27 protein-coding genes and 1 pseudogene are annotated in these 17,865 nt (G+C 70.1%); 19 read left to right on the top strand and 9 right to left on the bottom strand.

Translation table 11 applies throughout. The features are described 5' to 3' along the window. Nucleotides 1-22: 22 nt before the first annotated feature. The gene (locus ACIQPQ_RS31655) at nt 23-478 is read right to left on the bottom strand and encodes a hypothetical protein (protein WP_401310714.1); all 456 of its coding nucleotides are present in this window, start codon (nt 476-478) and stop codon (nt 23-25) included. Between the two features lie 86 nt (nt 479-564). After that, entirely contained in the window at nt 565-1,077 is a 513-nt protein-coding gene (locus tag ACIQPQ_RS31650; RefSeq protein ID WP_383770922.1) for a DinB family protein, read from the bottom strand. A 128-nt stretch (nt 1,078-1,205) separates the two neighbouring features. Between ACIQPQ_RS31650 and ACIQPQ_RS31645 the strand changes: the two genes are divergently transcribed. Beyond that, on the top strand, nt 1,206-2,117 hold the full coding sequence (locus tag ACIQPQ_RS31645) for a Gfo/Idh/MocA family protein (RefSeq protein WP_401310710.1): 912 nt from the start codon (nt 1,206-1,208) through the stop codon (nt 2,115-2,117). Here the strand turns inward: ACIQPQ_RS31645 and lnt are convergent. Both lnt and ACIQPQ_RS31635 read right to left on the bottom strand, forming a co-directional pair. Continuing rightward, nucleotides 2,035-3,633 carry an apolipoprotein N-acyltransferase gene (gene lnt / locus ACIQPQ_RS31640; RefSeq protein WP_401310707.1) on the bottom strand — a complete coding sequence of 533 codons (1,599 nt, stop codon included), beginning with the start codon at nt 3,631-3,633 and terminating at the stop codon, nt 2,035-2,037. The two genes, ACIQPQ_RS31645 and lnt, sit on opposite strands and share 83 nt — an antisense overlap. A gap of 99 nt (nt 3,634-3,732) precedes the next feature. Next, nucleotides 3,733-4,209, bottom strand: a complete 477-nt coding sequence (locus ACIQPQ_RS31635) for a nuclear transport factor 2 family protein (RefSeq protein ID WP_401310705.1) — start codon at nt 4,207-4,209, stop codon at nt 3,733-3,735. 167 nt (nt 4,210-4,376) lie between these two features. Between ACIQPQ_RS31635 and ACIQPQ_RS31630 the strand changes: the two genes are divergently transcribed. After that, complete coding sequence (locus ACIQPQ_RS31630) at nt 4,377-5,579, top strand: AI-2E family transporter (RefSeq protein ID WP_401310703.1); 1,203 nt, start codon at nt 4,377-4,379, stop codon at nt 5,577-5,579. A gap of 28 nt (nt 5,580-5,607) precedes the next feature. On the opposite strand, the gene ACIQPQ_RS31625 is transcribed toward ACIQPQ_RS31630, so the two are convergent. The 4 genes and pseudogenes from ACIQPQ_RS31625 to ACIQPQ_RS31610 form a co-directional block, all read right to left on the bottom strand. After that, nucleotides 5,608-5,787, bottom strand: a complete 180-nt coding sequence (locus ACIQPQ_RS31625) for a hypothetical protein (RefSeq protein WP_401310700.1) — start codon at nt 5,785-5,787, stop codon at nt 5,608-5,610. Nucleotides 5,788-5,980: 193 nt separating this feature from the next. Then, nucleotides 5,981-6,112, bottom strand: a pseudogene (locus ACIQPQ_RS31620) (undecaprenyl-diphosphatase); the annotation flags it as partial. A gap of 5 nt (nt 6,113-6,117) precedes the next feature. Continuing rightward, nucleotides 6,118-7,512: an integrase gene (locus ACIQPQ_RS31615; protein WP_401310697.1), complete on the bottom strand. Its 1,395-nt coding sequence runs from the start codon at nt 7,510-7,512 to the stop codon at nt 6,118-6,120. 416 nt (nt 7,513-7,928) lie between these two features. Continuing rightward, on the bottom strand, nt 7,929-8,372 hold the full coding sequence (locus ACIQPQ_RS31610) for a multiprotein-bridging factor 1 family protein (RefSeq protein ID WP_401310694.1): 444 nt from the start codon (nt 8,370-8,372) through the stop codon (nt 7,929-7,931). A gap of 176 nt (nt 8,373-8,548) precedes the next feature. Between ACIQPQ_RS31610 and ACIQPQ_RS31605 the strand changes: the two genes are divergently transcribed. The 17 genes from ACIQPQ_RS31605 (at nt 8,549) to ACIQPQ_RS31525 (ending at nt 17,266) form a co-directional block, all read left to right on the top strand. Then, nucleotides 8,549-8,794 carry a helix-turn-helix domain-containing protein gene (locus tag ACIQPQ_RS31605; protein ID WP_401310691.1) on the top strand — a complete coding sequence of 82 codons (246 nt, stop codon included), beginning with the start codon at nt 8,549-8,551 and terminating at the stop codon, nt 8,792-8,794. Nucleotides 8,795-8,796: 2 nt separating this feature from the next. Then, a complete protein-coding gene (locus tag ACIQPQ_RS31600) occupies nt 8,797-9,075 on the top strand; it encodes a hypothetical protein (RefSeq protein ID WP_401310688.1) in 279 nt (92 codons plus the stop codon). A 128-nt stretch (nt 9,076-9,203) separates the two neighbouring features. Next, on the top strand, nt 9,204-10,010 hold the full coding sequence (locus ACIQPQ_RS31595; protein ID WP_401310686.1) for a phage antirepressor N-terminal domain-containing protein: 807 nt from the start codon (nt 9,204-9,206) through the stop codon (nt 10,008-10,010). A 128-nt stretch (nt 10,011-10,138) separates the two neighbouring features. Beyond that, complete coding sequence (locus tag ACIQPQ_RS31590) at nt 10,139-10,552, top strand: hypothetical protein (protein ID WP_401310683.1); 414 nt, start codon at nt 10,139-10,141, stop codon at nt 10,550-10,552. After that, entirely contained in the window at nt 10,549-10,704 is a 156-nt protein-coding gene (locus ACIQPQ_RS31585) for a hypothetical protein (protein ID WP_401310680.1), read from the top strand. The genes ACIQPQ_RS31590 and ACIQPQ_RS31585 overlap by 4 nt, the downstream gene beginning before the upstream one ends. Further along, a complete protein-coding gene (locus ACIQPQ_RS31580; RefSeq protein WP_401310678.1) occupies nt 10,701-10,922 on the top strand; it encodes a hypothetical protein in 222 nt (73 codons plus the stop codon). The genes ACIQPQ_RS31585 and ACIQPQ_RS31580 overlap by 4 nt, the downstream gene beginning before the upstream one ends. A 1-nt stretch (nt 10,923) precedes the next feature. After that, nucleotides 10,924-11,100 carry a hypothetical protein gene (locus ACIQPQ_RS31575; protein ID WP_401310675.1) on the top strand — a complete coding sequence of 59 codons (177 nt, stop codon included), beginning with the start codon at nt 10,924-10,926 and terminating at the stop codon, nt 11,098-11,100. Continuing rightward, the gene (locus ACIQPQ_RS31570) at nt 11,097-11,276 is read left to right on the top strand and encodes a hypothetical protein (protein WP_401310673.1); all 180 of its coding nucleotides are present in this window, start codon (nt 11,097-11,099) and stop codon (nt 11,274-11,276) included. The genes ACIQPQ_RS31575 and ACIQPQ_RS31570 overlap by 4 nt, the downstream gene beginning before the upstream one ends. Further along, complete coding sequence (locus tag ACIQPQ_RS31565) at nt 11,273-11,656, top strand: hypothetical protein (protein WP_401310671.1); 384 nt, start codon at nt 11,273-11,275, stop codon at nt 11,654-11,656. The genes ACIQPQ_RS31570 and ACIQPQ_RS31565 overlap by 4 nt, the downstream gene beginning before the upstream one ends. A 108-nt stretch (nt 11,657-11,764) precedes the next feature. Continuing rightward, nucleotides 11,765-12,568 carry a hypothetical protein gene (locus tag ACIQPQ_RS31560; RefSeq protein WP_401310668.1) on the top strand — a complete coding sequence of 268 codons (804 nt, stop codon included), beginning with the start codon at nt 11,765-11,767 and terminating at the stop codon, nt 12,566-12,568. Between the two features lie 454 nt (nt 12,569-13,022). Then, entirely contained in the window at nt 13,023-13,865 is an 843-nt protein-coding gene (locus ACIQPQ_RS31555; protein WP_401310665.1) for a hypothetical protein, read from the top strand. Between the two features lie 2 nt (nt 13,866-13,867). Next, nucleotides 13,868-14,803 carry a hypothetical protein gene (locus ACIQPQ_RS31550; RefSeq protein ID WP_401310662.1) on the top strand — a complete coding sequence of 312 codons (936 nt, stop codon included), beginning with the start codon at nt 13,868-13,870 and terminating at the stop codon, nt 14,801-14,803. 68 nt (nt 14,804-14,871) lie between these two features. Beyond that, nucleotides 14,872-15,156, top strand: coding sequence for a hypothetical protein (locus ACIQPQ_RS31545; protein ID WP_401310659.1), 285 nt, complete (start codon nt 14,872-14,874; stop codon nt 15,154-15,156). Continuing rightward, entirely contained in the window at nt 15,153-15,845 is a 693-nt protein-coding gene (locus ACIQPQ_RS31540) for a Bro-N domain-containing protein (RefSeq protein ID WP_401310656.1), read from the top strand. The genes ACIQPQ_RS31545 and ACIQPQ_RS31540 overlap by 4 nt, the downstream gene beginning before the upstream one ends. Continuing rightward, complete coding sequence (locus ACIQPQ_RS31535) at nt 15,842-16,189, top strand: hypothetical protein (protein ID WP_401310653.1); 348 nt, start codon at nt 15,842-15,844, stop codon at nt 16,187-16,189. Before ACIQPQ_RS31540 ends, ACIQPQ_RS31535 begins: the two co-directional genes overlap by 4 nt. A 97-nt stretch (nt 16,190-16,286) precedes the next feature. Further along, nucleotides 16,287-16,523 carry a hypothetical protein gene (locus ACIQPQ_RS31530; RefSeq protein WP_401310646.1) on the top strand — a complete coding sequence of 79 codons (237 nt, stop codon included), beginning with the start codon at nt 16,287-16,289 and terminating at the stop codon, nt 16,521-16,523. Further along, nucleotides 16,520-17,266: a hypothetical protein gene (locus ACIQPQ_RS31525; protein WP_401310643.1), complete on the top strand. Its 747-nt coding sequence runs from the start codon at nt 16,520-16,522 to the stop codon at nt 17,264-17,266. Before ACIQPQ_RS31530 ends, ACIQPQ_RS31525 begins: the two co-directional genes overlap by 4 nt. Nucleotides 17,267-17,401: 135 nt before the next feature. Here the strand turns inward: ACIQPQ_RS31525 and ACIQPQ_RS31520 are convergent, their stop codons facing one another. Continuing rightward, nucleotides 17,402-17,749 carry a hypothetical protein gene (locus ACIQPQ_RS31520; protein ID WP_401310640.1) on the bottom strand — a complete coding sequence of 116 codons (348 nt, stop codon included), beginning with the start codon at nt 17,747-17,749 and terminating at the stop codon, nt 17,402-17,404. Nucleotides 17,750-17,865: the final 116 nt, after the last annotated feature.

Genomic DNA, 17,865 nt, shown 5'->3' with positions numbered 1-17,865 from the left:
ACCGCCGCTGCACGCCCCTCTCTCACCGCCCGTACGTCTCCCCGCAGATCACCGCCTCCGGGCTGTCCGCCCGCCAGCCGCCGTACTGCTCGCCGAGGGCGCAGACGTCGGTGGTGCGGCGGACCTGGTCGCGGAGGGCGTCGGCGTCCGGGAGGCGGACGTCCGGGTGGGTGCGGCGCTCGTGGTGCGGGGCGGCCGGGGCCGCCCGGTGGGGGCGCGGCGGGGGCGCGGGGGAGGGCGGTGCGGCCGGGGTCGCGACCGTGGCGGCCCGGCGTTCCGGGGCGACCCTCTCCAGGGCCTCCTGCGCCGGGGCCTGCACGACCCGGGTGCCGGCGCGGCCGTCGGTCCGGGGCACGGACGGCCGGTCCGGGGTGCCGGACGCGCCGGGCGCGGGCGGGTGCTGAACGGTCACGCATCCGGCGAGGGCCGAGACGGTCACGGTCAGCAGGAGCGTTGCGGTGGTCGTCGTTCGCTGCACGCGCGCCACTCTGCTGGGTCGGGCCCGCCCGGACCGGCCGGACAGGCGGAGGTTGCCCCGCACGGGTGACCCCGCGCCAGGGCGTCTCAGTCGCCGGTGGCGCCGTCGATGCGTTCGCGCAGCAGGTCGGCGTGGCCGTTGTGGCGGGCGTACTCCTCGATCATGTGGGTGTAGATCCAGCGCAGGTTGAACGGGTCGTCGGAGTGCCGGTGCCTGCCGTGCGACAGGTCGTCCAGGCCGAACCCGGCGGCGTTGCGCCGGGCCGCGTCGATCTCGGCCTGCCAGGTCGCGTGCGCCTCCTGCCAGGTGTCGGCCTCCGTCAGCCGGAACTCGCCGTCCAGGTCCTCGTCGCTGTAGTGGATCGGGCCCGCGTCCTCGCCGACCAGGACGCGGCGGAACCAGCCCCGCTCCACGTCCGCCATGTGACGCACCAGCCCCAGCAGAGAGAGCGTCGACGGTGGCGCCGACGCCGTGCGGAGCTGTTCGTCGGTGAGGCCCTCGCACTTCCAGGCCAGGGTCTGCCGGTGGTACTCCAGCCAGCCCTCCAGCATCGTGCGCTCGTCGGCGTTCTGGGCGGGTTCGCGGCGCTGAGTCGTCATCCCCGCATGATCACCCACCGCGCCCGCGCCCACCAACGGTTTTCCGGCCGCCCGCGGCCCCTCCCGGCGGCCCCCGTATGCTGCGGTGCAGGCAGGAGCAGGCGCGGACCAGCAGTGAAGGAGCCCCCGTGAAGGTCGGCTGCATCGGACTCGGTGACATCGCGCGGAAGGCGTACCTGCCGGTGCTCGGCGCGCTGCCGGGCCTCGAACTCCATCTCCAGACCCGCACCCCGGCCACCCTCGACCAGGTCGGCGACACCCTGCGCCTCCCGGCCGGGCAGCGCCACCGCGACCTCGACGCGCTCCTCGCGCAGGGCCTCGACGCTGCGTTCGTGCACGCCCCCACCGCCGCCCACCCCGAGATCGTCGCCCGTCTCCTCGCGGCGGGCGTCCCCACGTACGTCGACAAGCCGCTCGCGTACGAACTCGCCGATTCCGAGCGGCTGGTGGGTCTCGCCGAGGACGCCGGGGTGTCCCTCGCCGTCGGCTTCAACCGGCGGTTCGCGCCCGGCTACGCGCAGTGCGCCGAGCATCCGCGCGAGCTGATCCTCCTCCAGAAGAACCGCGTCGGGCTGCCCGAGGAGCCCCGCCTCATGATCCTCGACGACTTCATCCACGTCGTCGACACCCTGCGCTTCCTCGCCCCCGGCCCCGTGGACGACGTCACCGTGCGGGCCCGGGTCGTGGACGGGCTGCTGCACCACGTGGTGCTCCAGCTCGCCGGGGACGGCTTCACCGCGCTCGGCGTGATGAACCGGCTCAGCGGCTCCAACGAGGAGATCCTGGAGGTCTCCGGCCAGGACACCAAGCGTCAGGTCGTCAACCTCGCCGAGATCGTCGACCACAAGGGCCAGCCCACGGTGCGGCGGCGCGGCGACTGGGTGCCGGTGGCCCGCCAGCGCGGCATCGAACAGGCCGTCCTCGCCTTCCTGGACGCCGTACGGGCCGGGAAGGTGCTCAGCGCCCGTGACGCACTGGCCACGCACGCCCTCTGCGAGCAGGTGGTCCGAGCGGTGCGGGAGCGCTCCGCCGCGTCCTGACCGACCGCGCGCCCTCCACCAGCGCGGTCGCCAGCAGCACCAGCAGCGCCACCTGGACCGGCCAGTCCCCGAAGCGGACGTACGGTGTCACGCCCGTCGTCAGCGGCACCTCGTAGACCTCGGTGGTGCTCGCCCCGGTGCCCAGCCACGGCCCGAGCCGCCTGCCGTCCGCGCCGTAGACGGCGGACACGCCGGTCAGGGTGGCGTGCACGAAGGGGCGTCCGGTCTCCGCCGCGCGCAGCGCCCCGAGCGAGGCGTGCTGGGCGGGGGCCCAGCTGTGCTGGAACGTCGACGTCGAGGACTGCGCGACGAGCAGGTCCGAGCCGCCGCCCGCGCCGCCCGCCCCCGACGCCCCGTCCTCGACGAGATGCCGGCTCATGTCGGGGAAGGCTGTCTCGAAACAGACCATCGGCCCGATCCGTACCCCGGCCGAGGTGTTCATCACGACCTGCGCCGTGCCCCGCCTGCGGTCCTCGCCCGCCGCCTTGCCGACCGAGGTGGCCCAGCCCAGCAGCGAGCGGGCCGGCACGTACTCCCCGAACGGCACCAGCCGCATCTTGTCGTACCGGTCACCGGTCGGGCCCTCCGGTCCGACAAGCATCGAACTCTTGTAGATGCCGGGCTGGTCGGAGCGCCGGGCGTCCACGTTGACGACGAGGTCCGCGCCGGTCGCCCGGGACAGCGCCGCGAGCCGCCGCGCCAGGTCCGGGCGGTCGTCCAGGTCGTAGCCGATGCTGCTCTCGCCCCACACGACGAGGTCGACGTCCTCGCCCACCAGGCGGCGGGTGAGCTGTTCCTCGCGGTCGAAGCGGGCGTCGGCCCCGTCGATCACCCCCGGCTGCACCACGGCGATCCGGACCGTGCGGCCCCCCGAGTCGGGCCGCGGCGCCCCCGTCCACGCGGCCGACGTCACGGCCGCCACCGTCACCACCCCGGCCACCCCCGGCATCCGGTGCGCGGGGACGGCGACCAGCACCGCCACCGCGACGTTCACCGCCACCACCAGCAGGCTCAGCAGCCACACCCCGCCCACCGACGCCAGCCGCAGCGCCGGTTCCACCTGCCACTGACTCGACCCGAGCATGCCCCACGGTCCGCCGAGCGCCTGCCAGGAGCGGACCAGCTCGATCGCCAGCCAGCCCGACGGCAGCACCACCAGCGCCGCCGCGACCCGCCCGCCCGAGGGCAGCCCGCCCAGGAACCGGCGCACCAGCCAGCCCCAGGGCGCCCACAGCGCGCCCATCAGCGCGGCGATCAGCAGGGTGAAGACGTGCAGACTCGGCACCAGCCACACGTGCATGCCCAGCATGAACCCGAAGCCGCCGCTCCAGCCGTCGTACAGCGCGCGGCGGCCGGTCGGCGCGGTGCGGGCGAGCAGCAGCCAGGGCACCAGGGCGACCGGCGCCCACCACCACAGGGCGGGCACCGGGTAGGCGGGCACGGGCAACGCCCCCGCCAGCGCCACGACCGCCGAACGCCGCCACGGTGAGGAGAGCCAGTGACCGAACGTTGTCATACGGCACCCCTTCCCGCTGGTGCCTTCAGTGTGCGCGCCCGAATCGATCTCCGACCAGATGGCCTCGGCGCACCGGCGGCCGGGAGGAACGCATTCCGGTCACCCCGCGCTGTTGCCTCCCGGCGGGCGGCGCCACTTCTCGGTGACGGCCACCTCGCGCAGCCGCCAGCCGTCGTCGGTGCGCAGCAGGCCGAACACGTACCGGCCGCCGCACACGAAGTCCGGCCCGGTCCCCGGGGCGCCGCCCTCGGCGAGCCGCATCGGGTTGACGTAGTCGGCCTGCACGCGGGCGGTGTCGCCGCGGTCCTGCTCCAGGACCCCGAAGAGGACCCGCCGGTTGACGATGAGGTGCTGCCGCATCGAGAACACGCGCAGGCTCTCCGCGAGCCAGGCGGTGATCTCGTCGGCGCTGCCCTCGATGCCGCCCGCCGAGCGGTAGTCCGCCCGCCCGTCGGGGGTGAACAGGTCCCGGTACGACGGCCAGTCGCCGTCGTCGACCGCGATCGCGTAGTCGGTGATCAGGCTGTCGACGGCCAGCCGGTCCATCACGGTGGCGAGCTCCACACGCTGCGTCATGGCCCGAGTGTTGGGCATCACGCCCGCGACGCCAAGGGCCGTGCGGGTACGACCGGCGGATCGGGCGCCCCGTCGACGGGCGGGAGCGACGGGTGCGCGGGTCTGGTCAGCGGGGTTCGTGGCCCGGGCGGCCGGAGTCGGGCCGGTGTACCCATAGGGTGATCTCCATGTCTGCCAGGTTGAGTTCCACGCGCACGCGGGTCGCCCTGCGCACATCGGCGCGTCTCTCCGTCGAGTTGTTGCTGATCCTCGTGGTGCTCGCGGTGGCGTTGTGGCTGCTGGGACGGATGTGGTCGGTCGTCTGGCCGCTCACCGTCGGACTGTTGCTGACGACGCTGACCTGGCCGCCGGCGCGGTTCCTGCGGCGGCGCGGCTGGCCGCCCGCGCTCGCGGCCTCGGTGGTGACCGTGCTCTTCCTGGTGGTCGCGGCCGGTGTCGTGGCGTTGATCGCGGTGCCGGTGTCCTCGCAGTCCGGGGAGCTGACGGACGGGGTGGTCGAGGGCATCCAGCGGCTGCGGGAGTGGGCCGCGGGGCCGCCGCTGAACATCGGCGACGACCAGATCAGCAAGGCGTTCGACTCGGCGGTGGACCGGGCCCAGGACGGCGTGGGCAGCGCGGTCTCGGCGGTGGTGACCGGGGTGAGCACGGTGGTGAACGGTCTCATCACGGCCGTCCTCGCCCTGTTCCTGATGTTCTTCTTCCTCAAGGACGGCCCGCGTTTCCTGCCGTGGCTCGGCCGTCAGCTGCCGGGCCGTCTCGCCACGGACATCCCCGAGGTGGCGGCCCGCAGTTGGGAGACGCTGGGGGCTTTCGTCCGGTCGCAGGCGGTGGTCGGTCTGCTCGACGCGGTGCTGATCGGTCTCGGTCTGTGGATTCTGGACGTGCCGCTGGTGCTGCCGCTGGCGGTGCTGACGTTCGTGACCGCGTTCGTGCCGATCGTGGGCGCGCTGTTCGCCGGGTTCGTGGCGGTGCTGATCGCGCTGGTGTCGAACGGGCTGACCGACGCGCTGATCGTGCTGGCGATCATCGTGGTGGTGCAGCAGTTGGAGGGCAACGTCTTCCAGCCCATGATCCAGAGCCGGGGGCTCGGTCTGCACGCCGCGGTCGTCCTGCTCGCGGTGACGCTCGGCGGCAGCCTGTCCGGCATCGTCGGCAGCCTGCTCGCGGTGCCGGTCGCGGCGCTGATCGCGGTGGTCTGGAACTACGTACGGGAACAGCTGACGGAACCGGACGCCGACGCCGCCCCCGATCCGTCCTCCGGGCCCGGCCCCGATCCGTCGTCCGGCGCGGGGCCCGGCCGTCCCGACGCCGGGACCGACCCGGTGCCCGGACCGGGTGAGCCGGGGGCTCCGGCGGCCGTCCTGTCGTAGCCGTCCCGCCGCTGGGACGGGGCGAAGCTCAGGCCGCCTGGAGCAGGTCGCCCCGGATCGCGGCGGCCCATGCCACGACCAGCCGTTCGTACTCCGCGCGCTCCTCGGCGGACAGCGAACCGCCCGCGCGCAGCCACAGCGCCCGGATCAGCTCGTTCAACTCGGCTGCGGAGCGCAGGGAACCAGAGGCCATGGAACTGGGGGACATGCGGACCAGCCTAGGGCCAGGTACTGACACTGCGCCACCGAGTCGCTACACAGACCGTATGGACTCGGTCACGTCCGACGTGGCGAGGGGGAGAACGGGGCGAGGACGAGGGGGAGTTCGTGCGGAAGGGCCCGTACAGCCTTTGCTGTACGGGCCCTTCGATCGCGCGGGGTCCTTCGGGGGCGCTTTCGCGTCAGCCCGCGGACTCGGCCGCGTGCGGGCTCAGCGCGCCCGTAGCGACCAGCACGATGATCACGATGCCGAGCACCACGCGGTAGTAGACGAACGGCATGAACGACTTGGTGCTGATGAACTTCATGAACCAGTACATCAGTCCGCCTCTACGGGCGACTTGACCTGCCGTTTCCACCACTCGGCGAGGCCATCTGGGAGAGCACTGGGAGAAGCAGTGGCCGCATCCCACTTGGTCTCCCGAGCGAATCGCTCGAAGCGATCCTGCAGCGAGTCCATCATCCGCCGCTCCATAGCAGTTGTCACGTTCGCGTACAGGCCCTCCACGCCCGCCACCTCGTGCCCCATGCGGGTCTCCACCGCGATCCGCGCGTGCTCGCCCCCGGCCTCATCGATCCACTCCTTGTGCCCGTGCCGGAGGAGGTAGAGCCGCTTGCGCGCGTACACCGTTGCCGGGATTTCCGGGAGTGGCCGTCTCGACACCACGGTCTGGTGCCTGCCGAGCCGGATCCGTTCGAAGTCCTTGGATGCTTCCCGCCCGCCAGCGATGGGCCGCCAGTAGTAGTAGGTGACATTGGCGTTGGCCAGCAGCCCACCACTGATGGACCGGAACACGTAGGCGTCATCGTGGCTTGCAAGCAGCAGCTCAAGCAGGTCCGCCAAGAAGGGCGGGACAACTAGCGTGCGCCGTGACTCGTACTTGGGCGGGAACTCCTTGAGTACACCGTCCTCCCGCTGGTGCTGCCACTGCACACGCAGTGCGGGCATCAGGTCCGGGCCGTAGCGCTCAACGTCCTCGGCATGCCGTTCATCGCGGTCGGGCTCTTCAGGGTCGTCCAGCGGGTCCGAGGACGGCCAGGCGGGGTGGCAGTAGACGCGGCGCAGCGCGTACAGCTCTGCGGGTCTCATGCCGGTGGTGGCCATCGTCCAGATGAACACGAAGCCGTCGAGTCCCCAGAAGGCGAGCCCGTTGCAGGCCAGCTGATGGACGTCCTCGATGCGCATCTCGCGCTTCCGCTCCCGCGGCTTCTTCTTGTACCGGCCGCGGCGCTGCTTGCGGCCCTTGGGGACGGGAGAGGCCTTTCGGAGCCCATCGTCCACTGCGTCATCCATGAGCATGGAGAACACGGTCAGGATCTCTTCGCTGTACTTCTCGCCCACGCTGGGCAGGGCCTTGAGCTGCTTCTTCCACGCCCGGTACGTGGTGGGCTGCACGTCGGCGACAGCCGTTTCGCCCCACCGGGGCTCGATGTAGAGCCGCAGCATGGAACGGATGGCCTTGTCGCGGAGGTGTCCGACATCGAGGGTGTCGACCCACGTCTTTGCGTACTCGCCGACGGTCACGGACCCGTCGCGGCGGGAGATGTAGTCATCGTTGCGGATCTCGGCTTCGCGGTCGAGGCCGTAGTTCTTGGCCGCGGTCTCGTCGGTGAAGCCGCCTTTCTGGTCGTAGATCCACTTGCCGCGTTCGTCTTTCTTGCGGGTGTTCCATACAACGCGGCACGTACCGCCGCGCCACTCGACGTAGGCCATGGGCTGCCCCTTGGGTCCGGGTGCGGGTGGCCGGCTGGCACCCCTGCCGCCGGCCCCTCCGCTGCGGCTGCGTTACGCGTGCTGGCCGATGATGCAGGCCTTGCAGGCGGCGCAGTCGCCTCCTTGACGCTCGATGAGTTGCCGCACGGCGCGTCGTGCTTCTACGTCGTGTTCGACTCTCGGCGTCGCAACACACACGATTCTCCCAGTGACTTGGCCGTGGAATCCGTAGAAGTCCGGGCCTAGGTCGACCGTGAGCAGTTCGTGCATGGTCCCCCCTTTCGGGTGAGAGGGAACCTCCCAAGTACTGGTCGATGCTGCCACGTTGACGCCCTGTTGTGACCGGGTTGGCCCTAAGTGACGCTAGAGATCAGGTTACGAAACGGTATAGGCGAAAGGTTGTACGGCGGGGCTGATCAATTGCGGTCAATTCCGCGCTTCTCCCACAACTTCAGGACCTCGGAGACCGCTCGCTGCTTCAGCGCCCGGATCTCGGCGGCTGTCAGGCCGTCGCTGACGGCGACCGCCGCGTTCTGCACGGCGACCGCTACATCTGCGGCGAGGTCTTCCGTGTGGACGGGCGAGATCAGTGCCGGTCCTGAGTCTCCGGTGAGGCTGGGTTGATCCGTGGTGCCTTCGATGACGTCGAGGCAGGTCCCGGCTGTCCAGCCGAGGACGGGTTCGATCTTTGCGTAGGTCTTCGGGTCGACAGAGAGGCCGTCTTCGACACGGCTGTAGGTGTTGACCTGCATGCCTGCGGCGTCGGCGGCGCCTTTCTTGGACAGGCCGAGGAGTGTGCGGCGCTTCTTCACGAGGAGCGCAAGCCTCTGACGTGCGGCTTCGGTCGACTGGGGTGCCATGTCGCACATCATCGCAGGAGCACGTAGGAACAGCTAGGAACACTTCCGTTTCTGGCTTGAACCGTGATCTGCCTTGAGGCTTTTCAAGTGGCTGTGCCTACGTGTTTCTGCGCGATCCAGCGTGTTACTGATTGGTACGGGTAGCAGAAACGCGTAGGAACGCGTAGGTTCTCTCCATGGAACAACCCGCCGCCACCTATCCGGTGCACGGGCCATCGCTCCGTAAACGGCGCATGGCGCTCGGCCTCACAGTCCAGGAAGCCGCTGACAAGGCAGGCATCTCCCGCAGCTACCTCCAGCGGCTGGAGACCGGCATCCGGGAGCGGATGGGACCCAAGCGCTACACCCGGCTCCGCACAGCCCTCAACGCCACGAACGACCAAATCTCACCCCCACCCGAGATACCCACCGAAGAGAGGTGATCATGTCCACCCCCACCCCCGACGCCGAGAGCATGATGCGGCGCGACGGATACCTCCCGCCCGACGAAGCCGCCCGAGACCTCGGCTGCGGCAAGCGCTGGCTCCTCGACGGCCTCAACCGCCACGGGTTCCCTCACACCCGCATGGGCCGGGCGAAGTGGCTCAGCCCCGAAGACCGCGAGGAGATCCGGAAGCTCTGCCGCATCCCGGCCGAGCCGGCGAAGATCTCGCGGCTTCGCCGGTCGACGGCGAAGCCCAGGCCCTCGGCCCGCGCCGCCTGAGCGGCGTGTGTCGCCCCGTCTACCGGGCTCTGACACACCGGCAGCCGGGGCTAGCGGCTAGGCCGCGCGATCCACCCACATCCCTGAGAGAACAGGAGTGGACCTTGTCCACATCTTCCCACGAGGTCGTGAAACTCGACCTCACCGCGGGCTCCGTCCAGACCGTAATGGTCGATGGCGCCCCCCAGATCGTCTTGAAGCCCGCGATCGAGGAACTCGGCCTCGACTACTCGACCCAACTGGCCAAGCTGAAGACTCGCTCGTGGGCCTCCGTGGGGCAGAGCCCCATGCAGATGCCGGGCGATGACCAGGTGCGCGCCATGGTTATCGTCCCGGTCCGTACCTTCCTGATGCTGCTGGCGACCATCAACGAAAATCGCGTCGCCAAGGATCTGCGCAAGACGCTGATCGCTTTCCAGGGTGAGACCGCGGACGCGATCGAGGCGTACTGGACGCGGGGCGGCGCCATCAACCCGAACGCCACGGACGATCAGCTCGACGCGTTGGAGCAGCGGATCGAGGAGCGTCGCATCCGTCGCGCACTCGGCCTGGTCCAGTTGATCGCCGCGATGGACGGCAACGTCGACCCGAAGTGGAAGCGCTCACGGCAGCTGCACCACTACGCGGAGGCGGCCGGCGAGGTCGCCGAGATCGCCCCGGAGGACAGGGCGCTGCTCGTCGACACGTACCTCAAGGACCGTGGCCTGTCGTCTGATGAGCGCCGCTCGGTGCGTTCTTCGTTCGGTCGCCGCGTCTCGCTGGCCTACGAGATGCAGCACGGCGAGAAGCCGAAGGACTCGATCGGCCTGGTCGATGGCCGCGAGCGCGCGGTGAAGTCGTACACGGAGGCGGACCGCCCCATGTTCGACAAGGTCTGGAGCGAGTTCTACTCCGACCGCTACCCCGCCCAGCAGCAGTTGGGGGAGGCGTCGTGACGACCGACAAGAAGCAGCCGGAGCCGTCGTCTCCGGATCGTGTGGGGCTGAATCCGACGGGCAGGCCGCGTCGGTCGTCTGCGGCCAGCCCGTCGCAAGCAGGCCCGCCGCCAGAAGGGCGGTGCCGCGTGAGCGCCCGCGACGACCTCTACCTGTTCGCGATGGTCGGCAAGGTCCACGAGGACGGCAACCGCGCCATGGCCCAGCGCAAGCTGGACGCCCACGCCGCCGAGGCCATCGGCCATGCCATCGCCCGCCTCCAAGCCATCCCCGTCGACTGCACCGCCCTCACCGGCCCGATCTGGTACGGCGAGGGCTGGAAGGACTGCATCCGCACGCTGGAAGACATCGCCGACTACCGGCTGCCCGACGGCGAGGCGTACCCCGGCGAACTCCAGCGGCTGCGGGCGCGGGTGAGGGACCTGCGGGTGGCAGCCCTCCGGAAGGAGGACCTGCCGCGCGTGCAGGAGATCTTGATCGCGCACGCCGCCTACGAGGCGACCGCCCGCGACGAGGCAGCCGGGACGGAGGCCGTCTCGTGACGCGCCCGATCGCCGACCTCGACGTGCCCCTCCCCACCCTCCGCGAGCAGATCCGGGACCTGGTCGCCCGCCAGCGGGAGGCTGCCGCCGAACAGTCCGCGCGCCGCCTCCAGCAACTCCTCGCACCCACCAACCCCCAGGAGACGAAATGAGTGACAACCCCACACGCATGCTCAACCAGCTCCTGGCCCTCGGCGACAACCCCGACGCCATCAAGTTCGAGGAACAGATGGGCCAGACGTTCATCGTCCTCGGCCACGTGACACTGGCGCTGAGCCTGTCCAGCCTGGAAGCCCTCGACAAGCTGGCCGTCGTCACCGCGCGAGCCGCCGCCGACGCCCGAGCGCGGGCCCTCAAGGCGGTGGCCTGAGATGGCGTCGCCGACCGTGGCCGCCGATGTGGTGGAGGACGCCCTCGCCGCCGTATGGACCGAAGTGCACCGCGAGTTCGGGCCGGACGAGAGCGTGTGGACGCCCGGCCAGCACCGCGAGTACCTGCTGCGACTCGACGCGGCCCGCCTCGACCCCGGCTGGGTGGTGACGTCGTGAGCATCCTCGACCTGCCCCCGATGCCGGACGACGCCGACCCGATCCTCGCCCCCGGCCTGCTTCGCGCCCTCGGCGTCACCCGCCCCGCCGACCCCGACTTCCAGGCATCCATCGACGGCGGCTTCACCGAGTCCTTCGAGGACTTCTGCAACCGCATCAGCAAGGAGCGGCAGTGAGCATGTTTCGGGGCCCCGGTCGCCGCCGCGCAGTCGATGAGGTGGAACGCCTCCGCATCCGTGAAGCGGCAGCCGACGACTTCATCGCCTTCATCTCTGGCCAACTCACCCTCGTCAGCGGCGAACTCACCGACGAACGCGAGCGGCGCACCACAGCCGAGGCCGAACTGGAGCAGGCGGAGAAGGCGATCCGGCTCCGAGACGAGGAGATCGCCCGGTTGAAGCGCACGGCAGCTGTCCGCGCTCACGCCGAGAACGTCGTCACCGCCACCCAGGAACTCGACGTGCGGAGCCTCCGCGCCCGGTTCGCCGACGGGCCCGTCCGCAGCCTCCACCACTCCCCGCAGGCCCACGTCCCCGCCTGGGCCCGCGCCCTCTGACCCGCCGCCCGCCGGATGACGACCGGGCCCGCGTGCGGCGACCACGCAAGAACCCCGCCGGGGCCAAGCCGACGGGGGTCCAATCCCAGGATTCCACAGGAGACACCCATGCCCCAGATCAGCTTCTCCCTCGACAAGGCGCACCAGGCCCTCGACGAATTCCTCACGGGCAAGGACGCCGTCGACAGCCGCGGCAACCGGTACAGCCGCAGCGTCTACGACGAGAACGACAACCGGATCGCCGTCATCCTCAGCGGCGACGAGTACCGCACCCTCGCCGACGGCTACGACGCCTGGCAGACCTCGCAGGAGCCGAAGGACGCCGCAGACCTGCCGCCCGGCTACCGGCCCTACGTCCACTCGCCGAACGCCTCCACCGACCGGCTCCTGCCGCACCAGCCGCTCCACGCGCCGCTCGCCCACGCCATCTACGGCAAGAAGGCCGACGAACTCACCGAGAACGAAGAGGTCCGCGTCATGGGGGTCGCCATCGCCTGCCTCCTGCGGACGACTTTCGACGCCGACACGCAGGGCGCCGTCCCGATCTTGATGTTCGGCCACGACGGGGACGACCCGGAGCCCCGCCAGTTCTGGCAGCTTGCGTACAAGACCGACGTCGACGGTCTGTTCCTGCGCGCGTCCAACAACGGCTTCTTCGGTGAGGAGTGGGCCATCGTCACCGGCTCGGGGTGGCGCTTGGTCTCCGGGTGGTGGGCGCGGGACGACGCGGCTCGCGCTGCTGCCGCGATCGCGCGGGTCCTGCCGTACATCGACTGGATGGACGCGGACGCCGACCAGTTCACGGACAGGTCGAAGGCGGCGCTGAAGGCGGTGGTCCGCCGCTACCACTTCACGGGTGTGCGGGAGGACCAGCCCGAGCCTGAGCCGATCTCGGCGGACACCGCGGCGTGACTTCTCAGCCTGCCGTGTGAGCGCCCTCCCGCTCCACGGCCTTCCCAGGGCCGCCAGCCCCAACCACCCCCCTCGGGGGCTGGCGGCCCCCACTCGGCACACCTGAAAGCAGGTCACATGTACCTCACTCACACCATCGGCCCCGTTCAGATCGAGTACGAGCAGCGGGCAATCCACATCACCCGTCACCCGCGCCCCGACCCGGCGTGCGCCTACTGCCTCGGAAGCGGCGGACACGGGTGGATCACGGAGACCGGCGACGCCGACTGGGAGGACTGCACCTGCGGCAGGCAACTCCGGACCTGGCGAATCCCACTCTGGTCCCGAGCCAACCGGCGGGAGAACCCCTTCTGATGCCGCCCCTCGCCTGCCGCAAGTGCGGCGACACCACTGGCCCCTTCACCGCCGACGGCCGCTGCGAAGACTGCGCCGACACCCAGACCGAGGACAACGAATGACCGAGCCCCGCCACGCCCACGAAACCGACAACGGCCGGTACTACACAGACCCGACCGGCGGCCCGGACCTCGTCTCCGTCACCAACGTCCTCGGCACCAGCGTCCACAAGCACGCCCTGATGCCGTGGGCCGTCAAGCTCACCGTCGAATGGATCCTCGACCACCGCATGGAAGTCGCCCGCCGTGCCATCACCGACCGGGCCGAACTCACCAAGCAGCTCAAGCAGATCCACGTCGACGCCCGCGACACCGCCTCCGACCTCGGAACAGTCATCCACCAAGCCGCGGAGAAGCGACTCCTCGGCGCCCCGTTCGCCGTGTCCCGCGAGGTCGCCCCCTACCTCCACCAGCTCGAACGGTTCCTCGCCTTCTGGGGCGTCGACATCGACAAGCACGTCGAAGCCGCCGAGATCACCTGCCTGCACCGCCGCCTCGGCTACGCCGGCACCGCCGACCTCATGATCTGGCTGCCCACCGGCGAAGGACGCCAACTCGAACTGTGGCTGATCGACTTCAAGACGTCGGCAACCCGCTCCGCGAAGTCCGTCTACCCGGAGAACACGCAGCAGCTCGCCGCGCTCCGCTACTGCGAGACCGTCCTGCTCCCCGACGACACCGAGCAGCCGATGCCGCAGATCCAGAAGACCGGCGTCCTCAACCTGCGGGCCAAGTCCCACGCCCTCGTCGAGATGCCCGCCGGACGCGACGCGCACAAAGCGTTCCGCGGCGCCCTCGTCAACGCGCTCTGGCACCACGCGGCCCCGTCCTCCTACCCCGCTCTCCTCGCCCCCGACCAGCCGGTCCCGGCCCGGTGGCGCAACTTCCGAAAGGTGGCCTGACCGTGGGCTCCCGACTCCGCAACATCCAGGCGCGCGCCGCTGAGCACGGCCGGCTCCGCACCGGCTACACGCAGGGCAACCGGCCCATGCGGTCCGCAACCTGGGTCGTCACCTCGCACTCCGAGGAGCACGTCCGTACCGCCGCCGAGTTGTGGGGCGGCAAGCCCGAGCAGTGGGCGCCGCTCAACTCGACGATCCAGCAGTGGCGCGTCATCACGAAGGCGGCCTCGATCGAAGCGCTGATCACGCCCGGCGACCCGCTCAACCAGTACAACGAGCTGTGGACGAAGGGCGGATGCCAGCGCCGCTGCGACGGCGAGACCGAACTTCTTTCGCGGCAGGCGTGCCTGTGCGCGGCCCGGTTCGGTGAGAACTGGCACCAGCAGAGGAAGGGCGTCGTCTGCTCGACCACGTCACGCCTGAACGTCATGCTCCCGGACCTATCCGGGATGGGCATGTGGCGGGCTGAGACCCACTCCTTCTATGCCGCGTCCGAGTGGGGCGGCATGGTCGACATGGTCCTCGCCGGGACCGACGGCCGCGGCTTCGTGCCGGTGACCCTGCGGATCGAACCCCGGCAGGTCGTTCGCGAAGGGGAGACGAAGAAGTTCCCGGTCGTCGTGGTCGAGCTGCGCGGGGTCACCCCGCGGCAGGCCCTCGCCGGACCGCTGCCGACCGCGGTAGCCCTCGACCCGGGCATCGCCAGTCAAGCGGTCGCCGCGATTGAGGCGCCTCGCCCGGACTACGTGGCCCTCGCCGAAGGCGCCCTCACCCCGGACGACGTCGGCGACGTGTACCGCCAGGCGAACGCGGCCGGCCACCTCAACGACGCGTTGATCGCGGACCTCAAGGAAATCTCCGACCGCAAGAAGGCGGAGGCCCCCGGCCCCGATCAGGACGGCGCTTATCCCGTCGAGCTCGTCGACAGCAACCAGTAACCCCACCCGATTCGGCGGCCGGCCCTACCCGAAATAGGGCCGGTCGCCACCAGACAGGAGACCACGCAGTGCCCGCGAAGACCATGCACCAGACGGAAGCCGACCTGCGAAGCACGCTCACCAAGCTCGCCGAGCGGTGGGACCAGATGGCCGGCCCGGCGCCAGACCCGAGCGAAGGGCTCTTCGTCGACGAGGTCACGCCCGCCGAGTCCGCACGCATCGAACGCGCTCACACCTACCGCACCGCAGCCGTCGACCTGCGCGACGTCCTGTGCACCGGCCAGATCCCGCACCCGCTGATGACCGACGCCGAGCTGGAGCAGCACGGCACGACCGAGGAGTCCGCGTCATGAACATCGAACGCTTCACCAACGCCGAGTTCGACATCGAAGTCCTGCCCCGGGAGGGATCGTTCATCGTCCTCGCGCCAGGGCTCGCCCGCGGGTTGGGCTACGGCAGCGCGAAGGACATGCTGCGCAGCATCCCCGACCGGCACAAAGGGTGGGCGCTGGTGCCCACCCCTGGCGGTGACCAGCAGGTATGGCACGTCACGGAGTCCGGGTTCTACCGAGCGCTTGGTCAACGCAAGCCCATGCACATCAAGAACGAGCTGATCCGTGGGCAAGTCGAGCGGTTCCAGGACTGGATTTACGACGATGTCCTTCCGTCTCTCCGGAAGACCGGCCAGTACACCGCTCCCATGGTCCCCGGGAACTTCCCTGAGCCAGTCGTACTCAACTGGGACAGCGCCGCCGCACACCTTCGCCAGCGCTACGGCCTCCCCATCGACGACGCCATGGAGATGCGCGAACGCCTCATGGACGCCGGCATCCTCCGCCAGAGCGGCGTCCCCTGCAAGGAGTACCGCGACCTGTTCTGGCCGGTCGGCCGCCGCTTCGACATCCACGCGCACGCCCTGCCGATCCTCGCTGGTCGCGTGACGAGGGAGCTGTACCGCCTCGCCGAGGCGCAGGTCGGGATACAGACGGCGCTGGAGCTCGACGCGATCGGTCGCTCGGCGCTGGACGGCGGTGCAGCATGACTGCTCCTGTGCAGCCGGCTCTCGACGGCAGCGTCCCCTCCCCGCGGCAGACGAAGGTCCAGCGTCAGGCCGAGGACTACGAGACGTGGCTCGCCGAAGTCTGGCCGATCTTCATAGCCGCCGCCGCGACGGGCCGCACCTTCACCACCTACCAGATCGCCGACACCCACCGGCTCCCCACGCCGCCCAACCCCCAGGCTCACTGGGGCAGGTTGATGACCCTCCTCAAAGACGAGGGCTACATCCGCACCGCCGGATGGGCGTGCTCCGACCGGCCCACCACCCATCACTCCGGCGTCCGCACCTGGCGCGGCACCACCGCAGCCAGAAGGACCGCAGCATGATGGCGGGCCTGGCCGTGGTCGTCGGCTCCCTCACCATCGTGTGCATCGCCGTCGCCGTCCTCGCCGCACAAGCCGCCCGCAGGAAGCGGAGGCAGCCGTGAGGGAGACCGCCGACAGCGTGTTCTGGGGCTACCTGCTCCTCCTCGCCGAAAACCCCGCCGGCTTCGCCGCAGTGCACGCCGCGGCCATCCTCGCGGGCTGGTGCGGACTCGGCGCCGCACTCCACAGGTACGAACAGCGCCGCGACCGCCGCAACGGCCTCCGCCGCCTCGAACACTTCGCCAACCACCCCGCACACCGCACCCACCCACACCGGACGGAGGACCAGCCATGAGCCCCAACCGCGTCAAGCACCCCAGCCACAAGCGAGCCCGCATCCGCCGCGAACAAGGCATCCCCGGACTCATCCCCGGAGCCACCGTCGCCGCACACCTCCACACCTGCATCAGCTCCGGGTGGACCCGACTGGAGATCGCAGCTCAAACCACTGTCTCCTACCGGACCATCCACTACATCCTCGCTGGCCAGCCCACTGTCCAGCGAGACAACGCCCTCCGCCTCCTTGCCGTCACCCCCCGCAACAACCACCGCCGCCCGGCCACCGGAAGCATCCGACGAATCCGCGCCCTCGCCCGCGCCGGATACCCGATCGTCTGGACCGCCCAGCAATCCGGCTGCTCCAACCGCTACATCTTCGAAATCCTCAACGGCACAGTCGCCGAGGTCAACGCTGCGATCGCCGCCCGCCTCGCTGACGTGTACCGCCGCCACGAAGCGTCCCCCGGACCATCCAGCCCGGCCCGGATAGCGGCAGCGGCAAAGGACTGGCCTGGGCCAGAAGCCTGGGATGCGGACACCATCGACGACCCCGCCGCCGGGCCGTACCGCGACGAACCCCTCGACATGCATCAGCTCGCCGCACTCCGCCGCGAGGAGGTCATCCATCTCGCCCAGTTCGGCCACACCCCTGACCAGATCCGGGACCGCCTCAACCGTGAGGTGTCGATTTCGACGGTGCGGAAGATCGTCCAGGACTGGCGGACCGGCACCCGCCGACAGCGGAAGCCCGCCGCATGACCTGCCCCCGCTGCCGCGCCCCCACCGGACCCAACCGCGGCTTCTGCGGGAAATGCGGCCACCCCATCGGCCAATAGCCCACACGACAACGGCCCCGCACAGCGGGGCCGAAGGAGACGAAAGGAGGAGGCGATGTCAGTCAGGTTCGTAGTCCTGGAAGCGCTTGGCTGCTGCTGCGTCTCGGTCCTCGATCTCCATGAGTTTCATGCCCATCAGCTGGATGAAGCTGTCGGTGTCCTTTGGTTTGGGCCTCTCACCAGCAGCGAGGTGAAACGCCTCAACTACTCGGCGGTCTGCCTGCGCTGTCTCGAATGCGGCTGGGGTGACCAGGTAGGCGCGCCGTCGCCCTCGCACGGTCAGGGCGCTGACCAGGCCGTCTTCGCGCACTTGCTCAATGAGTCGGGTGAGCAGCGCGCGTGCCCGAGTGAGCGGCACGTCCTGAATGCCGTCCTCCGCAATCTTCGGCTCCAGATCAGACGCCATGTCGAGAGTGTAAGCCATGGTAGATCCTTCCATTCTTTCCAATCTTTAAAGTAGTATGGCAGCGGAGGACCGGCCCTGCCAACACCGCCAGCCCTGCAAGCAGTTGCGATCGAGAG

The organism is Streptomyces sp. NPDC091281 (assembly GCF_044757425.1).
Taxonomy (GTDB): Bacteria; Actinomycetota; Actinomycetes; order Streptomycetales; family Streptomycetaceae; genus Streptomyces.
This window is presented reverse-complemented; position numbering and strand designations above follow the sequence as displayed.

Excerpts from the sequence above, each read along its gene's own strand:
- ACIQPQ_RS31650 (WP_383770922.1), bottom strand. The coding sequence starts at position 1,077 with ATGACGACTCAGCGCCGCGAACCCGCCCAGAACGCCGACGAGCGCACG.
- lnt (WP_401310707.1), bottom strand. The coding sequence starts at position 3,633 with ATGACAACGTTCGGTCACTGGCTCTCCTCACCGTGGCGGCGTTCGGCG.
- ACIQPQ_RS31635 (WP_401310705.1), bottom strand. The coding sequence starts at position 4,209 with ATGACGCAGCGTGTGGAGCTCGCCACCGTGATGGACCGGCTGGCCGTC.
- ACIQPQ_RS31630 (WP_401310703.1), top strand. The coding sequence starts at position 4,377 with ATGTCTGCCAGGTTGAGTTCCACGCGCACGCGGGTCGCCCTGCGCACA.
- ACIQPQ_RS31625 (WP_401310700.1), bottom strand. The coding sequence starts at position 5,787 with ATGTCCCCCAGTTCCATGGCCTCTGGTTCCCTGCGCTCCGCAGCCGAG.
- ACIQPQ_RS31615 (WP_401310697.1), bottom strand. The coding sequence starts at position 7,512 with ATGGCCTACGTCGAGTGGCGCGGCGGTACGTGCCGCGTTGTATGGAAC.
- ACIQPQ_RS31610 (WP_401310694.1), bottom strand. The coding sequence starts at position 8,372 with ATGGCACCCCAGTCGACCGAAGCCGCACGTCAGAGGCTTGCGCTCCTC.
- ACIQPQ_RS31605 (WP_401310691.1), top strand. The coding sequence starts at position 8,549 with ATGGAACAACCCGCCGCCACCTATCCGGTGCACGGGCCATCGCTCCGT.
- ACIQPQ_RS31600 (WP_401310688.1), top strand. The coding sequence starts at position 8,797 with ATGTCCACCCCCACCCCCGACGCCGAGAGCATGATGCGGCGCGACGGA.
- ACIQPQ_RS31580 (WP_401310678.1), top strand. The coding sequence starts at position 10,701 with ATGAGTGACAACCCCACACGCATGCTCAACCAGCTCCTGGCCCTCGGC.
- ACIQPQ_RS31575 (WP_401310675.1), top strand. The coding sequence starts at position 10,924 with ATGGCGTCGCCGACCGTGGCCGCCGATGTGGTGGAGGACGCCCTCGCC.
- ACIQPQ_RS31560 (WP_401310668.1), top strand. The coding sequence starts at position 11,765 with ATGCCCCAGATCAGCTTCTCCCTCGACAAGGCGCACCAGGCCCTCGAC.
- ACIQPQ_RS31555 (WP_401310665.1), top strand. The coding sequence starts at position 13,023 with ATGACCGAGCCCCGCCACGCCCACGAAACCGACAACGGCCGGTACTAC.
- ACIQPQ_RS31540 (WP_401310656.1), top strand. The coding sequence starts at position 15,153 with ATGAACATCGAACGCTTCACCAACGCCGAGTTCGACATCGAAGTCCTG.
- ACIQPQ_RS31535 (WP_401310653.1), top strand. The coding sequence starts at position 15,842 with ATGACTGCTCCTGTGCAGCCGGCTCTCGACGGCAGCGTCCCCTCCCCG.
- ACIQPQ_RS31525 (WP_401310643.1), top strand. The coding sequence starts at position 16,520 with ATGAGCCCCAACCGCGTCAAGCACCCCAGCCACAAGCGAGCCCGCATC.
- ACIQPQ_RS31520 (WP_401310640.1), bottom strand. The coding sequence starts at position 17,749 with ATGGCGTCTGATCTGGAGCCGAAGATTGCGGAGGACGGCATTCAGGAC.